General features: G+C 65.8%; 13 protein-coding genes. 4 read left to right on the top strand and 9 right to left on the bottom strand.

All coding sequences use genetic code 11. The features are described 5' to 3' along the window. Positions 1-70: 70 nt before the first annotated feature. The 6 genes from ACY65G_RS13805 to ACY65G_RS13780 form a co-directional block, all read right to left on the bottom strand. Positions 71-2,560, bottom strand: coding sequence for a TonB-dependent receptor plug domain-containing protein (locus ACY65G_RS13805; RefSeq protein ID WP_464997926.1), 2,490 nt, complete (start codon positions 2,558-2,560; stop codon positions 71-73). Positions 2,561-2,688: 128 nt separating this feature from the next. Next, complete coding sequence (locus tag ACY65G_RS13800; RefSeq protein ID WP_464998028.1) at positions 2,689-4,056, bottom strand: TAXI family TRAP transporter solute-binding subunit; 1,368 nt, start codon at positions 4,054-4,056, stop codon at positions 2,689-2,691. A 221-nt stretch (positions 4,057-4,277) separates the two neighbouring features. Then, positions 4,278-7,418 carry a transglycosylase domain-containing protein gene (locus ACY65G_RS13795; RefSeq protein ID WP_464997925.1) on the bottom strand — a complete coding sequence of 1,047 codons (3,141 nt, stop codon included), beginning with the start codon at positions 7,416-7,418 and terminating at the stop codon, positions 4,278-4,280. A gap of 319 nt (positions 7,419-7,737) precedes the next feature. After that, complete coding sequence (locus ACY65G_RS13790; RefSeq protein WP_464997924.1) at positions 7,738-8,541, bottom strand: competence/damage-inducible protein A; 804 nt, start codon at positions 8,539-8,541, stop codon at positions 7,738-7,740. Then, positions 8,538-9,365 (bottom strand): EI24 domain-containing protein, encoded by an 828-nt coding sequence (locus ACY65G_RS13785; protein ID WP_464997923.1) that lies wholly within the window; start codon positions 9,363-9,365, stop codon positions 8,538-8,540. The genes ACY65G_RS13790 and ACY65G_RS13785 overlap by 4 nt, the downstream gene beginning before the upstream one ends. Further along, complete coding sequence (locus tag ACY65G_RS13780) at positions 9,365-9,625, bottom strand: hypothetical protein (RefSeq protein ID WP_464997922.1); 261 nt, start codon at positions 9,623-9,625, stop codon at positions 9,365-9,367. Before ACY65G_RS13780 ends, ACY65G_RS13785 begins: the two co-directional genes overlap by 1 nt. A 225-nt stretch (positions 9,626-9,850) precedes the next feature. Between ACY65G_RS13780 and ACY65G_RS13775 the strand changes: the two genes are divergently transcribed. Together ACY65G_RS13775 and ACY65G_RS13770 are read left to right on the top strand one after the other, a co-directional pair. Then, complete coding sequence (locus ACY65G_RS13775; RefSeq protein ID WP_464997921.1) at positions 9,851-10,207, top strand: FKBP-type peptidyl-prolyl cis-trans isomerase; 357 nt, start codon at positions 9,851-9,853, stop codon at positions 10,205-10,207. A gap of 44 nt (positions 10,208-10,251) precedes the next feature. Then, positions 10,252-10,479, top strand: a complete 228-nt coding sequence (locus tag ACY65G_RS13770; RefSeq protein WP_464997920.1) for a hypothetical protein — start codon at positions 10,252-10,254, stop codon at positions 10,477-10,479. A gap of 216 nt (positions 10,480-10,695) precedes the next feature. Here ACY65G_RS13770 and ACY65G_RS13765 read toward each other — a convergent pair whose 3' ends face one another. Further along, positions 10,696-11,520, bottom strand: a complete 825-nt coding sequence (locus tag ACY65G_RS13765; RefSeq protein ID WP_464997919.1) for an anti-sigma factor — start codon at positions 11,518-11,520, stop codon at positions 10,696-10,698. Positions 11,521-11,721: 201 nt separating this feature from the next. Here ACY65G_RS13765 and ACY65G_RS13760 point away from each other — a divergent pair, with 201 nt between their 5' ends. Beyond that, the gene (locus ACY65G_RS13760) at positions 11,722-12,009 is read left to right on the top strand and encodes an HU family DNA-binding protein (RefSeq protein ID WP_050409188.1); all 288 of its coding nucleotides are present in this window, start codon (positions 11,722-11,724) and stop codon (positions 12,007-12,009) included. A gap of 180 nt (positions 12,010-12,189) precedes the next feature. Next, positions 12,190-12,444, top strand: coding sequence for an acyl-CoA-binding protein (locus ACY65G_RS13755; RefSeq protein WP_464997918.1), 255 nt, complete (start codon positions 12,190-12,192; stop codon positions 12,442-12,444). 50 nt (positions 12,445-12,494) lie between these two features. On the opposite strand, the gene ACY65G_RS13750 is transcribed toward ACY65G_RS13755, so the two are convergent. Further along, a complete protein-coding gene (locus ACY65G_RS13750) occupies positions 12,495-12,770 on the bottom strand; it encodes a polyhydroxyalkanoic acid system family protein (RefSeq protein WP_464997917.1) in 276 nt (91 codons plus the stop codon). 45 nt (positions 12,771-12,815) lie between these two features. Then, the gene (locus tag ACY65G_RS13745) at positions 12,816-14,072 is read right to left on the bottom strand and encodes a putative Na+/H+ antiporter (RefSeq protein WP_464997916.1); all 1,257 of its coding nucleotides are present in this window, start codon (positions 14,070-14,072) and stop codon (positions 12,816-12,818) included. Between the last annotated feature and the right edge of the window lie 3 nt (positions 14,073-14,075).

The raw sequence follows: 14,075 nt of genomic DNA, 5'->3' as shown, positions 1-14,075 counted from the left end.
ACTCCGGCGCATTCAAATGTTGCCTGAAAAATGGGGACGTACCCCATTTTTCAGGCAACTTTGCTGGTGGTTACAGCGCGTAGGTCAGCCGCGCGTAGACGAACCGGCCGGAGCGGCCGAAGGGCGAGTAGTTCGTGAACGGGGCGTTGCCGGTGGTGTTCAGCGCGGCGGGATAAGCGTCCGGGTACTGGTCGAACAGGTTTTCCGCGCCCAATGCCAGCGACAGCGCGTCGTTGATCTTCCAGCGCCCTTCCAGGTCCACCAGCGTTTTCGCGGACATCGTGTGGTCCAGCGCCGGCGTCGTGCCCGGTGTCAGCACCTTGCCGTAGCGTGTCGCCCGAAGGGTGGCGCCCCAGGGGCCCAGGTTCCACGTGCCGCTGGCGGTGAACTTGGTTTTCGGCGTGCCCTGCTCGAACGTGAGCACGTTGACGCGGTCGAACAGCACCGGTGCCGGCGACAGCGCGGCCAGTTCGGCCGTCTGCGGCACCTTGTCCACGTCCGTATCCGTGTAGTTGCCGGCCAGCGTCAGGTCGAAGCGGCCCGCGCTGCCCAGGTTCCACGGGTAGTTCAGCACCACGTCCACGCCTTTCGTCGTGGTGTCGACGCCGTTGATGAAGAAGCGGCCGCCGGCCACGCCGGGGAAGCCGTTCGCGACCAGGTAGTTGCGCACGTTCGCCTGCGTGAGGTTTTCCGAGAGCACGATGCGGTTGCGGATGTCGATGTGGAACGCGTCCACCGTCAGGCTGCCGCGGCCCAGCTTGGTGACCGCGCCCAGCGAGAAGTTCGTGGATTTTTCGGCGTCCAGCGGCTTCGCGCCCAGCGCCACGGCGGCCGGGTCGTTCGGCTTGAACGTGGTCAGGTCGAACGGCACGCCGTTGATGAAGTTGGTCGAGGTGGACGTGAAGAATTGCTGCTGCATCGATGGTGCGCGGAAGCCGTTCTGCACCGAGCCACGCAGTGCGAAGGCCGGGGTGAAGTCGTAGCGGCCGGCCAGCTTGCCGGACCAGTTGCTGCCGAAGTCCGAATAGTGCTCGCCGCGCACGGCGAACGATGCCAGCAGAGACGGCAGGACCGTCGCCTCGAAGTCGGCGAACACGCTGTATGCGGTGCGGTGGCTGTCCGATTCATCGGTGGGCCGGAAGCCGGGGAATACCTGCGAGCCCGAAGCGGTGGGCAGGCCGCTCGGCAGCAGCACGCCGCCGTTGCGGTACGAATCCGGCTCGCCCGCCTCCAGCTTGTACCCTTCCCTGCGCGCCTCGGCGCCGAGCGCCACGTTCAGCGGCGAAGCCAGGCCCACGTCGAACTGGCGCACCCCCGACAGGTTGTAGGTCAGCTGGTCATACGAAAAGCCGCCGGCCTCGAACTCGGTCTTGCTGGCCGCGCCCAGCGAGCGGTTCAGCGTGTTCTGGATCGTGAAATCCATCTTGTTCTTGCCGTAGCTGAACGAGGAGTCCATGTCCCAGCCATCGATGGTCCACGTGAAGCCCGCCGCGGCCGAGAAGTCGTCGACGTCCGGCGCGATGATCGGCAGGAAGCCGTCCGGATAGATCGCGATCGTATTGTTTTCCTGCAGCGCACGGCGGAAGAAGCCGCCCGACTCCGCTTCGCGTTTCTGGTAGCTCGCCCAACCATACCATTTCAGGCTGTCGCTGACCGAGCCGCCGGCGTTGGCGAACACGGTCGACTGCTTCATTTCAGGCTCGCCGTACCACGCGTTGAAGCGGTTGATCGTTGCCTCGCGGGGATCGAAGCCGCCATTGACAAGCGGGTACTGCTGGCGCGTGTCGTAGCCGCTGCGCTCCGTGTGCTCCTGGTCCTTGTACTCGGCCGCGATCGTGAGATAGCCGGTTTCGCCCAATGCCAGGCCTTTCCACAGGCTGACGGTGGCGACGCCGCCATCGCGCCGCTCCCGATCGGCCTGGGTTCCCCAGTTCGCGCCGGCCACCGGCGGCGTGACCGCGAACTCGTATTCCGTGATGCGCTTGCCGTAGCTGACGGTCGCTTCGCCGCCGCTCCTGTCGGTGCGCAGCCGGATGTTGACGACGCCGGCGATCGCATCGGAGCCATATTGCGCCGAGGCGCCGTCACGCAGCACTTCGATGTTCTTCACGATGCCGGTGGGGATCGTGTTCATGTCGACGGCGGCCGAGCCGCGGCCGATCGTGCCGTTCAGGTTGACCAGCGACGAGGCGTGGCGCCGCTTCGAATTCACCAGCACCAGCGTCTGGTCCGGCGCCAGGCCGCGCAGGGTGGCGGGGCGGATCGTGTCGGTGCCGTCCGCCAGGCCCGGGCGCGGGAAGTTCAGCGATGGCAACGCGACGGACAGCGCCTGCGTGATCTCCGGCACGCCGGTATTCTTGATCGTGTCGGCCGAGATCACGTCGACCGGGGCCGTCGTATCGAGCACCGTGCGATTCGATACGCGCGTGCCCGTGACGACGACGGTGGCCTGGTTGTCTTCGGTGGAGGTATTCTGCTGCGCGTGCGCGGCATGGCCGGCAAACAGCGAAGCGATGGCGGCGGCAAGCAATGCCCTGGCTGGTAGCGTATTCCGGTGCATCCTGATCCCTTGTGCAAGTGATGTGAGCGAATGACAGCAACGAACTCATCATCGGGGCCGGTGCGACGGGGTGTCAATCCAATCAGTGCCTTGATCGCAATGTTGTCGTAATTTTTACACGGGTAGTTCTACGTATCGACCGTGCTTTCCTCAGGCGTTCCCCCCGTCAGCCCCACGATCCGCTGGCGCACGAAATGCACATGGCTGCGCAGGCCATACAGGTCGTCGGCGAACGACAGCGGGATCGACAGGTGGTTGACGCGGTCCTCGATTTCGTTCAGCCGTTCGAGCTGCACCGCGTAGATGGCGCCCCGCTCCGCCGGCGGCACGTCCACCGCATCCTCGATCGCCCCTTCCACCGTGCGCAGCTGGCCATACCAGCGGTAGATGCGCGAGCGCACGCGCCACACGTACAGCGGCGGCACGATCTTCGACAGCGGCAGGATCAGCGCGGACAGCGCCAGCAGCAGCACCCACATGCGGTCGAGGAAGTTCGCCAGCCAGAAGCTCATGTAGCGCTGCAGGAACGGTGCGCCATCCTTGTAGTACTTGGCCGCTTCGTCGGCCACCGGAATCTCGGTGTACTTCGCGGACGGGAACTGGCCCTGCTGCTGGAACCAGCCGGCGCCGCCATGGATCTTCGCCGCGGCCTGCACGAACAGTTCCACCAGCGCCGGATGCAGGTCGTCGCGCGCGACCAGCGTGGCGGTGGGCGCGATCAGGTGGTAGTCGCGCGCCGGCAGGTCGCGGCCCAGGTCCACGATGCCGCGCGGGAGCGTCACGTGCGTCAGGAACGGCAGGCGCCGCGTGTAGGCTTCGGCCTGGGCGAAGTCGAACAGGGCGATGCCGGGCGTCTGCAGCAGCATCTGGATCAGCGGGTCGTCCGGCGCGGCGGCGAACACGAGGCCGTCGATGCGGCCCTCCAGCAGTTCCACCGTGGCCGGCGTGTTGTCGAGCTGCGTGGTCTGCAGCTCCGCGCGATCGACGCCGTTCACCTCGAGGATCTGGCGCACGAGCCGCGGCGTGCCGCTGCCGCGCGCGCCGATATTGATCTTCAGGCCGCGCAACTGCGTCAGCTGCGTGGCTGGCGACACGCCCTCCTTCACACGCAGGAACAGCCACACCGGTTCCGTGAACAGGCTGCCCAGCGAGACCAGCCCTTCGCGCTCCGGCGCCGCCTCGTCGGTCGTGCCGCTCTGCATGAACGCGATGTCGACCTTGCCTTCCTTCAGCAGCTTCAGGTTGTCGCGCGAGCCGTGCGAGCCTTGCAGCGCCACCGCGATGCGTTCCTTCTTCAGCAATTCCTGGTACTTCTTGCCGAACACGTCGTAGGCGCTGTTCCCCTGCCCCGTGCCCAGCACCACGTGGCGCGGCGGCGCGGGGTCGACGACCAGGTAAGCCACGATGCAGACGGCGGCAATGGCGAGGATCGTGGGGCCGGCGGAAGCGAGCAGGTCGCGGGGCGAGAAGCTTGTGAACTTCTTCAGGCGGGTCATCGTGGAGCGGAGAACGGGTTTCATCATGGCTGGCACGATGCCAACTTTTGGCCGAACCTGCAAGGGTGGAAGACTCGGCGGCGGTGGAGCGCTGGTGTCAGACACTTTTTTCTGGGCGCTTCATCCAGAAAAAGGTGTCTGATACCGGTTTTCGGAAGGAAACCGGTGTCGCACACTTTTTCCGGAAAAGCGCCCGGAAAAAATGTTCGACACCAGGCGGATCACCCGCCGCAGGCCTTGACCGGCGCACCCAGCGCGGCGGCTGCGGCAGCCACCGAAGAATCGGCCGGCAATGCGGCGGCCTGGTTCGGCTCGATGAGCGGCATCAGGCTTGGCGCCAGTACCGTCAGCAGCTGCACCGGCAACGCGCTGGTGAAGTCGTAGTTCTTCGATTCGGGGCCGCGCACATAGGCGGTCATGCTGCCGAAGAAGCGTTCGCCGATGTTGAACACGAACGTGGCGGAGCGGTTCACGTAGCGCGATTCGATCAGGCGGCCGCCGCCGGCATACACGTCGAAGCGCTGGTCGCCGGTGCCGGTCTTGCCGCCGACGGCGATGTTCGTGCCGTCGGCCGCCACGAAGGCGGTCTTGGCGCGCTTCGCCGTGCCGTCCGACACCACGCCGCGGATCTCGTCGGCGACCACGTGGGCCACTTCGGGCGACAGCACCCGTTCCGCCGCCACTTTCTCGGCCCGCGCCACTTTCGTGTCGTAGGGCGTGCCGGCCGCGAAGTGCAGCGATTCCACGCGCTGGGTGGGCTTGCGCACGCCGCCGTTGACGATGATGCCCATCATCTCGGCCAGCGCGGCCGGCCGGTCGGCCGAGGCGCCCAGCGTGGTCGCATACGACGGCACCAGCGAACCGAACGGATAGCCCATCTTCTTCCATTGCGTGTGGATGCCGATGAACGCTTCCATTTCCAGCAGGCCGGCGATGCGGCGGTCCTGCGCGTGCTTGCGGTGCGTCTTGAACAGCCACTGGTAGACTTCCTGGCGCTCCTTCTCGGAAGCGGCCACCACCTGCGACAGCGTGGCGCCATCGTGCTGGCGCAGGTAAGCCACCAGCCACAGCTCCAGCGGGTGCACGTTGGCAAGGTAACCGCGGTCGGCCAGGCTCCATTTGTCCATCGCATACTGGTCGAACATCTTTTCCAGGCGCTCCTGCGGCACTTCGTTCTGTTCGAGCAGGTTACCGTTGACGAACATGGCGAATTCGCCGATCGACGCCTTCGGGAACAGCGTGCGGTGGATATTGGCCAGGCGCAGCGGTGTGGGGCGGACGCCTTCGACCAGTATCTTGTCGAGCTCCCCCTTCGGCTTGCCTTTGTACTTGGCGTAGAAGCGGTACAGGAATTCCTTGCCTTCCTTGTCCGCGAAGCGGGCCAGGTACTGGGCGCGGCGCGGATCGTCGGCGTCCGCCAGCAGGCTGGCCGACGAACCCGGCATCTGGAACATGTAGAACTTGACCACATCGCGCATCAGCCGCACGAACAGCAGGTTCGTGGAGCGGCGCAGGCCTTCGCGCACCGTGAGGATGCGGCCGTTGTCTTCCCTGGAGAAGTTGCCGAAGTAATGCAGCCCGCCGCCGGTGAAGAAGCCTTCGCCCGGGTTGCCGGAATACGTGCGCTCCATCGCCGCGTTCAGCATCGCCGTCAGGTCGCGCTTGTCCATCGGCGTGATCGACAGCCACTCGATGCCCCAGGCGGTCAGGCGGTCCTTCGGATCGAACACCACCTTGCCCAGTTCATCGGCGCTCATGCGGCCGTATTTCTTGTGCAGCTGGTCGACGATGTCCAGGTACGTTACCAGCGTGCGCAGCTTCGCCGTCGAACCCAGGTCCAGCTTGGCGCCTTCGTTGATGTCCAGCGGCTGGTCGTAGTTATCGGTCTGCACGCGCAGGTAGTTCACCTTGTCGCCGCGCTCGAGCAGCGTGAAGCTGTACACCACGTTGGCCGGATCGCCGTTGCCCAGCATGCCCTTGCCCGTCAGGCCGGCCTGTTCGGCCACGGCGGCATCCTTCAGGTCGCGCAGCATGCTGGCCACGGCGCGCTGCGCGTTCGCGTCGAGCGTGCTGACCACGGACAGGTCGAGCCGGTCCAGGTTGTACATGCGGTTGTCGCCCAGCAGGTTCGCCAGGTGCACGCGCACCGTGTTGGCGGCCTTCTTGGTGACATAGCTGACCGGCGGCGCTGCCTGCAGGCCGTTGCCCTTGGCCGGGCGCAGCCTTTCCTTCAGCGCCGCGTCGCGCAGCCCCGGCGTGATGACGCCGGCCTGCGCCAGCAGGCGCAGGTGGCTGTTGGCCAGTTCTTCCAGGTCGCGGTCGCCGTCGCCCAGGTAGTAGCTGGGGCGGCGCTGCGCGATCAGCAGCGACAGCGCTTCCTTGAACACGAGCGCGCTGCCCGGCTGGTCCATGCGGCCGGCCAGCAGGCGGTTCACTTCGTTGAAGTCGCGGCCATACCAGACCCACATGCCATCGCCGATGCCGTTCACTTCGCCGTAGCCTGGCTTGGCCGACAGCGGTACCGTGTTCAGGTAATCGACGACGATCTGGCGGCGCACCGCCGTCGTATCCTCGCCCTGCTGGTAGGCGCGCAGGGTGGCCGAAACCATCTGCTGCAGCTTGTCCTTCATCGAGCCCGTGCGCCCTTCCGGCGAATGGCGGTATTTCTCGATCTGCGTGGCCAGCGTGCTGCCGCCGGCGGCGCGGCTGCTCGCCAGGCCCACGGCGCTCGCGGATTTTTCCAGGATCGCCTTCGACAGGCGGTCCCATTCCACGGCGGGGTTGCGTTTCGGGTAGGTGCTATCGAGCAGCTCGCGGTTCTCGATGAACAGCAGGCTGTGCACCAGCGCGGCCGGCGCCTGCTGGAAGCCCGGGAAGATGCGCTCCGGGTAGCTGGCCGAGAACAGCGGCTGGGCGCGGCAATCGTAGATCGTCAGGCCCGTGCGGGTCTTTTCGCGGAACGTGGTGAACACGCCCATGTCGGCCAGCTCCACCATCTTCGGCGAAAAGCGCGACTGCGCCAGCACCTGGTAGTCGCGCGCCTTGAGGCGCTCCAGGTAGTCGGGAATGTTGGCGTAACCCAGGCGCTCGTCATACGGGCTGTCGTGCGGGAAGCGGATCGCGTTGCTGGGCCCCGGTTCGACCTTGTAGTTGAGCTCCTTGACGACGCCGGTGAAGTACTTCGCCTGCATCGTGGACGTGCGCGATTCGTGGATCAACCACCAGATGGCCAGCGACAACAGCACCAGCATCAACAGGATGAATGCGTTACGGGAGCGCTTGCCCTTGGGCTCGGACGGCGGCGGCGTGGCCGGCTGGTCGTCGTCCAGGCCTTGCCGTTCTTGGTCGTATTGGGAAGACATAGGTTCTGCTATCTTTACTTGTACTGCATTGCTGCACTGCGTTAGGTGAGGCGTTGGTTGGTACGCCGGGTACTGCGAGAACAAAGGCGGTGGCGAACGGCGGCCGCGCAAACGGCGCACGGCTTATTGCCATTGCACCACATCGCACCTGTGCGCACGGGTCAGCAGGAAGAATATTTGGCGCAGGTGCTTTATTTTCGCAAAAAAACAACGACCCTGATCTGCAAGCAACAGTGACGGCCCCGGCGGCGGCGGCTCGTTTCATCGTGCCGTCATCGTGCCGTCATCGGGCCGTCATGTTGCTGTCATGGCACCGCCGTCAGGCAATGCGCTGGTAGTCGGCGCCCTGCGCGTCGAGCCCCGCGCACAGCCGCAGGAACGCACTGGCCACCTGCTCCGGATCGCCTTTCACGCCCAGTTCGATATGGCGGCGCGTTTGCGCATCGCCCACGCTGGGCAGGCTGAACACCTTCACGCGCGGCCATGCGGCCTCGATTTCTTCCATCAATGGCGTCAGCGCCGCCTCCGCGCCGTCGAACACGAGCACCGCCTGTTCCGACCGCGCCTCGCGGTTGAACAGGTGCGCATGGTGCGTGTCGAGCACCCATTCGATCATGGGCCACGCCATCACGGGGAAGCCCGGCACGAAATAATGGCTGCCCAGCGAGAAACCGGCCACGTTGTTGTAGGGATTCGGGATCAGTTCGGCGCCTTCGGCGAACTCCGCCATTTTCAGGCGCTGCAGGTTGTCCGGTGCATCCAGGTCCACCTCCCTGCCTTCGTCGCGCGCCACCTGCAGCACGCGCTGGCGGATGTTCTCGGCGCCCTGCGGATGCAGCACCAGCGGCCGCCCCAATGCCGCCGCGGCGGCCTGGCGCGTGTGGTCGTCCGGCGTGGCGCCGATGCCGCCGGTGGAAAACACGATATCGCCCGTGGCGAAAGTGCGCTTCAGCGTGGCTGTGATGCGCTCCGGCTCGTCGCCGATGTATTCGGCCCAGCCCAGTTGCAGGCCGCGCGCGGCCAGCAACTGCACCACTTTCGGCAGGTGCGCATCGACGCGCTTGCCGGACAGGATCTCGTCGCCGATCACGATCAGTCCGATGGTTGGTGCCTTGCTGCTCATATGCCTTGATGCTCCATGGTGGGTTCACTACGCGCGCGCAACTGGGAGAGCGCTTCCAGACAATAATACTGAAACCATAATGCGGTGAAGATGAAAATGAGGACGTACAGCCAGACGGCGGCGGCCAGCAGGAACGGGAACATCACCACGGCGATCGCCGCGCCGCCGATCCAGACGATCGCGGGCAGCGAACCGGCCATGCCGGAAGCCACGCCGATCGCCAGCAGCGGCCATTTCCTTTCACGCTGCAGGATGCCGATCTCTTCTTCGCTGGCGTGCTCGGACAGCGCGTCGTAGCTCATCACGCGCGATGTCAGCCAGCCCCACAGCAATGCCGACGACAGGATCGCCAGCGGCGGCACCACGTACAGCGGCAGCAGGCAGAGCCAGATCACGATGAACACGAGGAACAGCGAGATGGCCTTGCCGATGCCCTTGACGAGGCTGCCGCCCTGGCGCTTTTCCAGGTGCGGGAAATGCCGGTCGCCCACGTGCTTCACAATGGCCGGCACGGCCGCCACGCCGATGAAGATCAGCGCCGTGAGGATCATCAGCGGCAGCAGCAGGAGCATGGCGAACAGCGGCACCACCACCGTCTTCAGCATGGCCAGGCCGATGTCTTCCAGCCAGCGGCTGGAGTACTGGTACAGCTCGAAATCGAAGAAGTGGCCGGTCAGCCAGTCCAGCAGCGGCTGCAGCGTGAAGTACAGCACGACGGCCCACACGCCCAGCGACAGCAGGAACGGCACCACCGACAGCAGCATCATGCGGCCGTGCAGCTGCGACAGCACGGCGCGGCCATAGGCATTCAGTACGCCGCGCATCAGTGTGCCCTCCGTGCGAATTCGACCCTGCGCGGCAGGCCCGGCCACTGCTGGCGGCGGAAACCGCGGCCGTGAACGCGACCCGGCATCACGGTGCCGTCGGCGCCGGTGCGCGCGAACGGGTCGCGCACGTTCGCATGCTGCCGGCATCGCGGCATGCGCGATGCCGGCAGCAGCAATCTGTCGGCATGCACAACCGGCAAGCTGGTCAGACCCGAAGCGAAGGACCGGGAACGAAGGAAACGGATACTGCGGAACATGGCGACTCGCGGCAGTGGTGTCGGAGGCCGTATTTTACGGCCAATGCCGGGCATGGCAGGTAGTACCGCTCGTTTTGCAGGGGCATTCATTGCCCGGGTGCGGAGGGGAAACCATGACTTTTCATCAAGGCATTGCCGGCTTTGCCAGGAAGAGTGCTCCACTAGCCCGCGGGCGGCCCCTTGCACTACAATCCCCAGTCCGAACCAACATGTAAAGGAACGCCCATGTCCATCACCACTACCTCATCCGGCCTGCAGTACGACGAAGTCAAGGTCGGCGACGGCGCGGAGGCGAAAGCCGGCCAGAACGTCACCGTGCACTACACCGGCTGGCTGCAGAACGCCGACGGCAGCAAGGGCGCCAAGTTCGATTCCAGCAAGGATCGCAACGACCCCTTCGAATTCGCGCTGGGCGCCGGCATGGTCATCCGCGGCTGGGACGAAGGCGTGCAGGGCATGAAGGTCGGCGGTACGCGCCAGCTGATCATTCCGGCCGACCTGGGCTACGGCGCACGCGGCGCCGGCGGCGTGATCCCGCCGAACGCCACGCTGATCTTCGACGTCGAGCTGCTGGGCGTGTGATGCGCCTGCCGGCATCGCTTCGACGTTTCGCTGCCGCGCGTGTGATGCGTTTGCCGGCACCGGCGCGCTGGCCGCTGCTCGCGGCCGGCCTGCTGGCGGCGATGGCGCTGTGCGGCTGCACCGTGGTTGCCGTCGGCGCGGCCGTGGTGGGCGCCGGCGTGACCGTCGCATCGACCGCGGTCGACGTGGGGGTCGCTGCCGGCAAGGGCGTCGTCTACGTGGGCAAGGCTGCCCTGTCGGACGACGACGACGAGGAAGAAGAGAAGAAGTAAGCCGGTCGTGCGGGCCTGCGCCTTTGACCCGACAATGACCCGGTAATGAATGACCGGTAATGAAAGACCGGTAATGAATGACCGGTAACGAATGACCCGGTAATGAATGGCCTGGCAATAAATAAGCCGGCAATAAGCAAAGGCGCCCATGTGGCGCCTTTGTTCGTTCGATGACAGCGAAAATCCGGTAGCGCAATCGCACCCGCGGCGGCGACGCTAGCGTTGCCAGCCGCGCTGCATGGCTTCCTGCTCGGCCTTGGCATCGAGCGGGTCGCCGGCGATGCGCTGTTCGATCGCCGTTTCCACCGGTGGCGCAATCTCGCCAGCCGCCCTGCCGGTGCCGGCCCGGACCGGCTGCGGACTTTGCATCACCAGGGCAAGGCGCCATTCCTGCCCGGCCTTGCAGGCCAGGCCATCGATCTCGGCGGTGCCGGTGCCGCTGGCGAAGCTGCGGCAATAGCTGCCATCCGTCGACACGAACGACATGCCGATCCGCACCGCGCCGGCCGCCCGTGCCGCCGCATTGGTGGCCACGCCGGCCGCGCCCGGCGGCGCCGACAACTGCTGCTCGAGCGCGGTAACGAGGCGGCCCTGTGCCGTCAGCGTGCCGTCGTGGCTGGCGATCAGGTCGACCTCCGGTTCGTCCGCCTGCAGGTAGGACAGCCCGAACGTGCCGGCCAGCACGCCAACGACGAGTACCCCGCCCAGCGCCGTCCATTCCGGCCATGACCAGCGCCGTTCGCGCGTGGCCTTGCGCGCCGCCAGCTGGGTGGCTTCGCGCCGCGCCCGCACGGCGTCGAGGCTGACGATGGTGGCCTGGCGCGCCTGGCGCGCGCGCTGGCCGTCGTCGCCGGGAGCGAAGCCGGCGAACGCATTGCTGCGCCGCGTCTTGTAGTAGGCAACGCGCCGGGCCAGCGCGAGGTCGGTGGAACAGGCCTGCTCCACGGCGCGGCGCGTGGCCACGTCCAGTTCGCCATCGGCATACGCCATCAGGGTTTCGTCGGAAAAGCTCATGATGTTGGCCCCGCCTCGTTGGAACATCGATCCTTCATATTAGCACCGGGCCGTGGCGGTCCCGCGCCCGCCTTGCACCCAACCTGCAGCCGGCCCCGCATCGTCCTGCGCGGCACCTTATGCCGCACCGCAGCAGCCCAGCAGCCATAAGGGTTTCTGTTGGTTCCGGAGATTACTTTCCGCAAATATTGTGCTAATCTGCGGCCTCTATTAACCACGGAGGTAGTAATGAAAAAAGGCGAACTGATTGCAGAATTCGCGAAGCGTACCGAAATGTCCGGTGCCGCCGCCAACGACGCAGTGAATACCCTGATTGCCATCGTTACCGAACGCCTGAAAAAAGGCGATACGGTCGGCATCACCGGCTTCGGCACCTTCTCGGTTGCCAAGCGCGCTGCTCGCAAAGGCCGCAATCCTGCAACCGGCGAAGCGATCAAGATCGCCGCGTCCAAGACGCCGAAATTCTCGGCCGGCGCGACGCTGAAGGCGGCTGTGAACCCGACCAAGAAGAAGTAATCACGGTTTTGCGCAAACGGCGGTCAGGGCCCGGTCGCCTCGGGTCCGGGCCGCCGTGTTCATTTCGGCACCGCGCCTGCGCAAGACATTGGAATAGGTGCTCTACAGTTTCCTGCGTCGGAGTGCCCGCCGTTTTTGTATGATGCGGCGATTCCAACCCTGCAACCCAACGAGGACACCATGAGCCTGCAACAAGCATTCGACCAGGCGGTCGCCGATTCGAAGAACCTGCCGGAACGCCCGGACAACATGACGCTGCTGAAGATCTATGCGCTGTACAAGCAGGGATCCAGCGGCGACGCGACCGGCGAGCGCCCCGGCATGACCGATTTCGTCAACCGCGCCAAGTACGACGCCTGGGCGGCCCTGCAGGGCACGTCGCAGGAAGACGCGCAGCAACAGTACATCGACCTGATCGCCGACCTCAAGGCCTGACCCTTCACGGACGGTTGCTCATCCGGGCCGGCGCCCGCCGGCCCGCGGCATCATTCGGGCGCGAACACCTTGCGCATCTTTTCGGCGACCTTGCTCTGGATCGCCGGCGCGAAGGCGCCATACAGGAACCCCAGCTTGATCTGCATCTGCGCCTGGTTTTCCAGCAGCGTCAGCGTTCCTTCGACACCGCTTTTCTCGAACCGCAGCACATCGCCCTGCCACTGGCAGGACAGGTCCATGTCGCGCGCCAGCTTGTCGGCCACCTGCTGGGCTGCGGCGCGCGCCGCTTCGGGCGCAAGGTTGTGGGGTTGGGTAATGTTGATCATGCTCGGGTTCGGCAAAAAGGCGCCATGATGCCATAACCGTTCCTGCTACAGCAGCCTGAACGCGGCAATCGCCACGGCTGTCGGCACCAGCGCGGCCAATAGCAGGGGCAGCGCCGATACCGTTTGCAGCGCGAAGTGTTCCTTCAGGATCGACATGCCGGCCGGGTTCGGCGCGTTGGCGATCACCGTCAGGCCGCCGCCGGCCACCGCGCCCGTCACCAGGGCATACTTGAATTCGTCGCTCAGGCCTTCCACCAGCGAGCCCAGGTAGGTGAGCGCGGCATTGTCGGTAATGGCCGTCAGCGCCGTGGCGCCATAGAACACGGCATCGCTGCTCATGCTCATCAGCACCGGCTGCAGCCACCACTGCTGCTGGCCGCCCAGCACCACGAGGCCGGCCAGGAAGAAGGCCACCAGCAAGCCTTCGCGCAGGATCAGCCGGTCCTGGAAGCGCTCGTAGGCATGGGCCACGCCCAGGAAGAACAGGAACAGCCCCATGAATACGGGCGGATGGTGCGCGAACAGCACCACGCCGGCCAGGAATGCCAGGTGCGCCAGTACGAGCGCGAACGGCACGGCCTCCCCCCGGTCGCCGGCGGCGGGACGGAGCGCGGCCAGTTCGCGGGCGAACAGCGCGGTGACGCCGGCTGCATTCACGAACACCGCCAGCGCCGCCTTCCAGCCGATGTGCGACAGCATGAACGGCAAGTCCCAGCCCCACTTGGCCGCCACCATCAGCACCGGCGGCGCCGCATAGGGCGTCAGCGTGCCGCCGATCGAGATGTTGACGAACAGGACGCCCAGCGTGGCGTACTTCAGCCGTTCCGAAATGCCGCCCGCGAAGATGCGTTCCGACAGGATCAGCGCCGCCAGCGTCATCGCGGCCGGTTCCGTGATGAACGAGCCCAGCAGGGGTACCAGCGCCATGACGATGAAATACGTGCCGGCACTGCCGCCCAGCGGCAGCGCACGGGCCAGCAGCGCCACCGCGGCCTTTGTCGTCTGCAGGATCGGCCGCGTGGCGGCGATCACCATGATCACGAAGACGAACATGGGTTCGGTGAAGTTGCGGCTGTCCAGGTAAGCCACCGCGGCACCGCTGCCGGCCGTGGCGCCGATGAACGCCACCAGTACCAGCGCCCAGAACCCGAACACCACCTCCACTTCGCCCAGCAGGTGCCAGATGCCGGCATGGGCGGGATAGCGCTGCGCCACGCCCTCGAACAGCTTGGCGGTGAACGTGTGCAGGATGGCGGCGGCGAACAGGATTGCGCCGGCGATCTCGATAAGGCTGGGCGTCATGCA

It is taken from the genome of Pseudoduganella sp. jia 12 (assembly GCF_055502675.1).
This window is presented reverse-complemented; position numbering and strand designations above follow the sequence as displayed.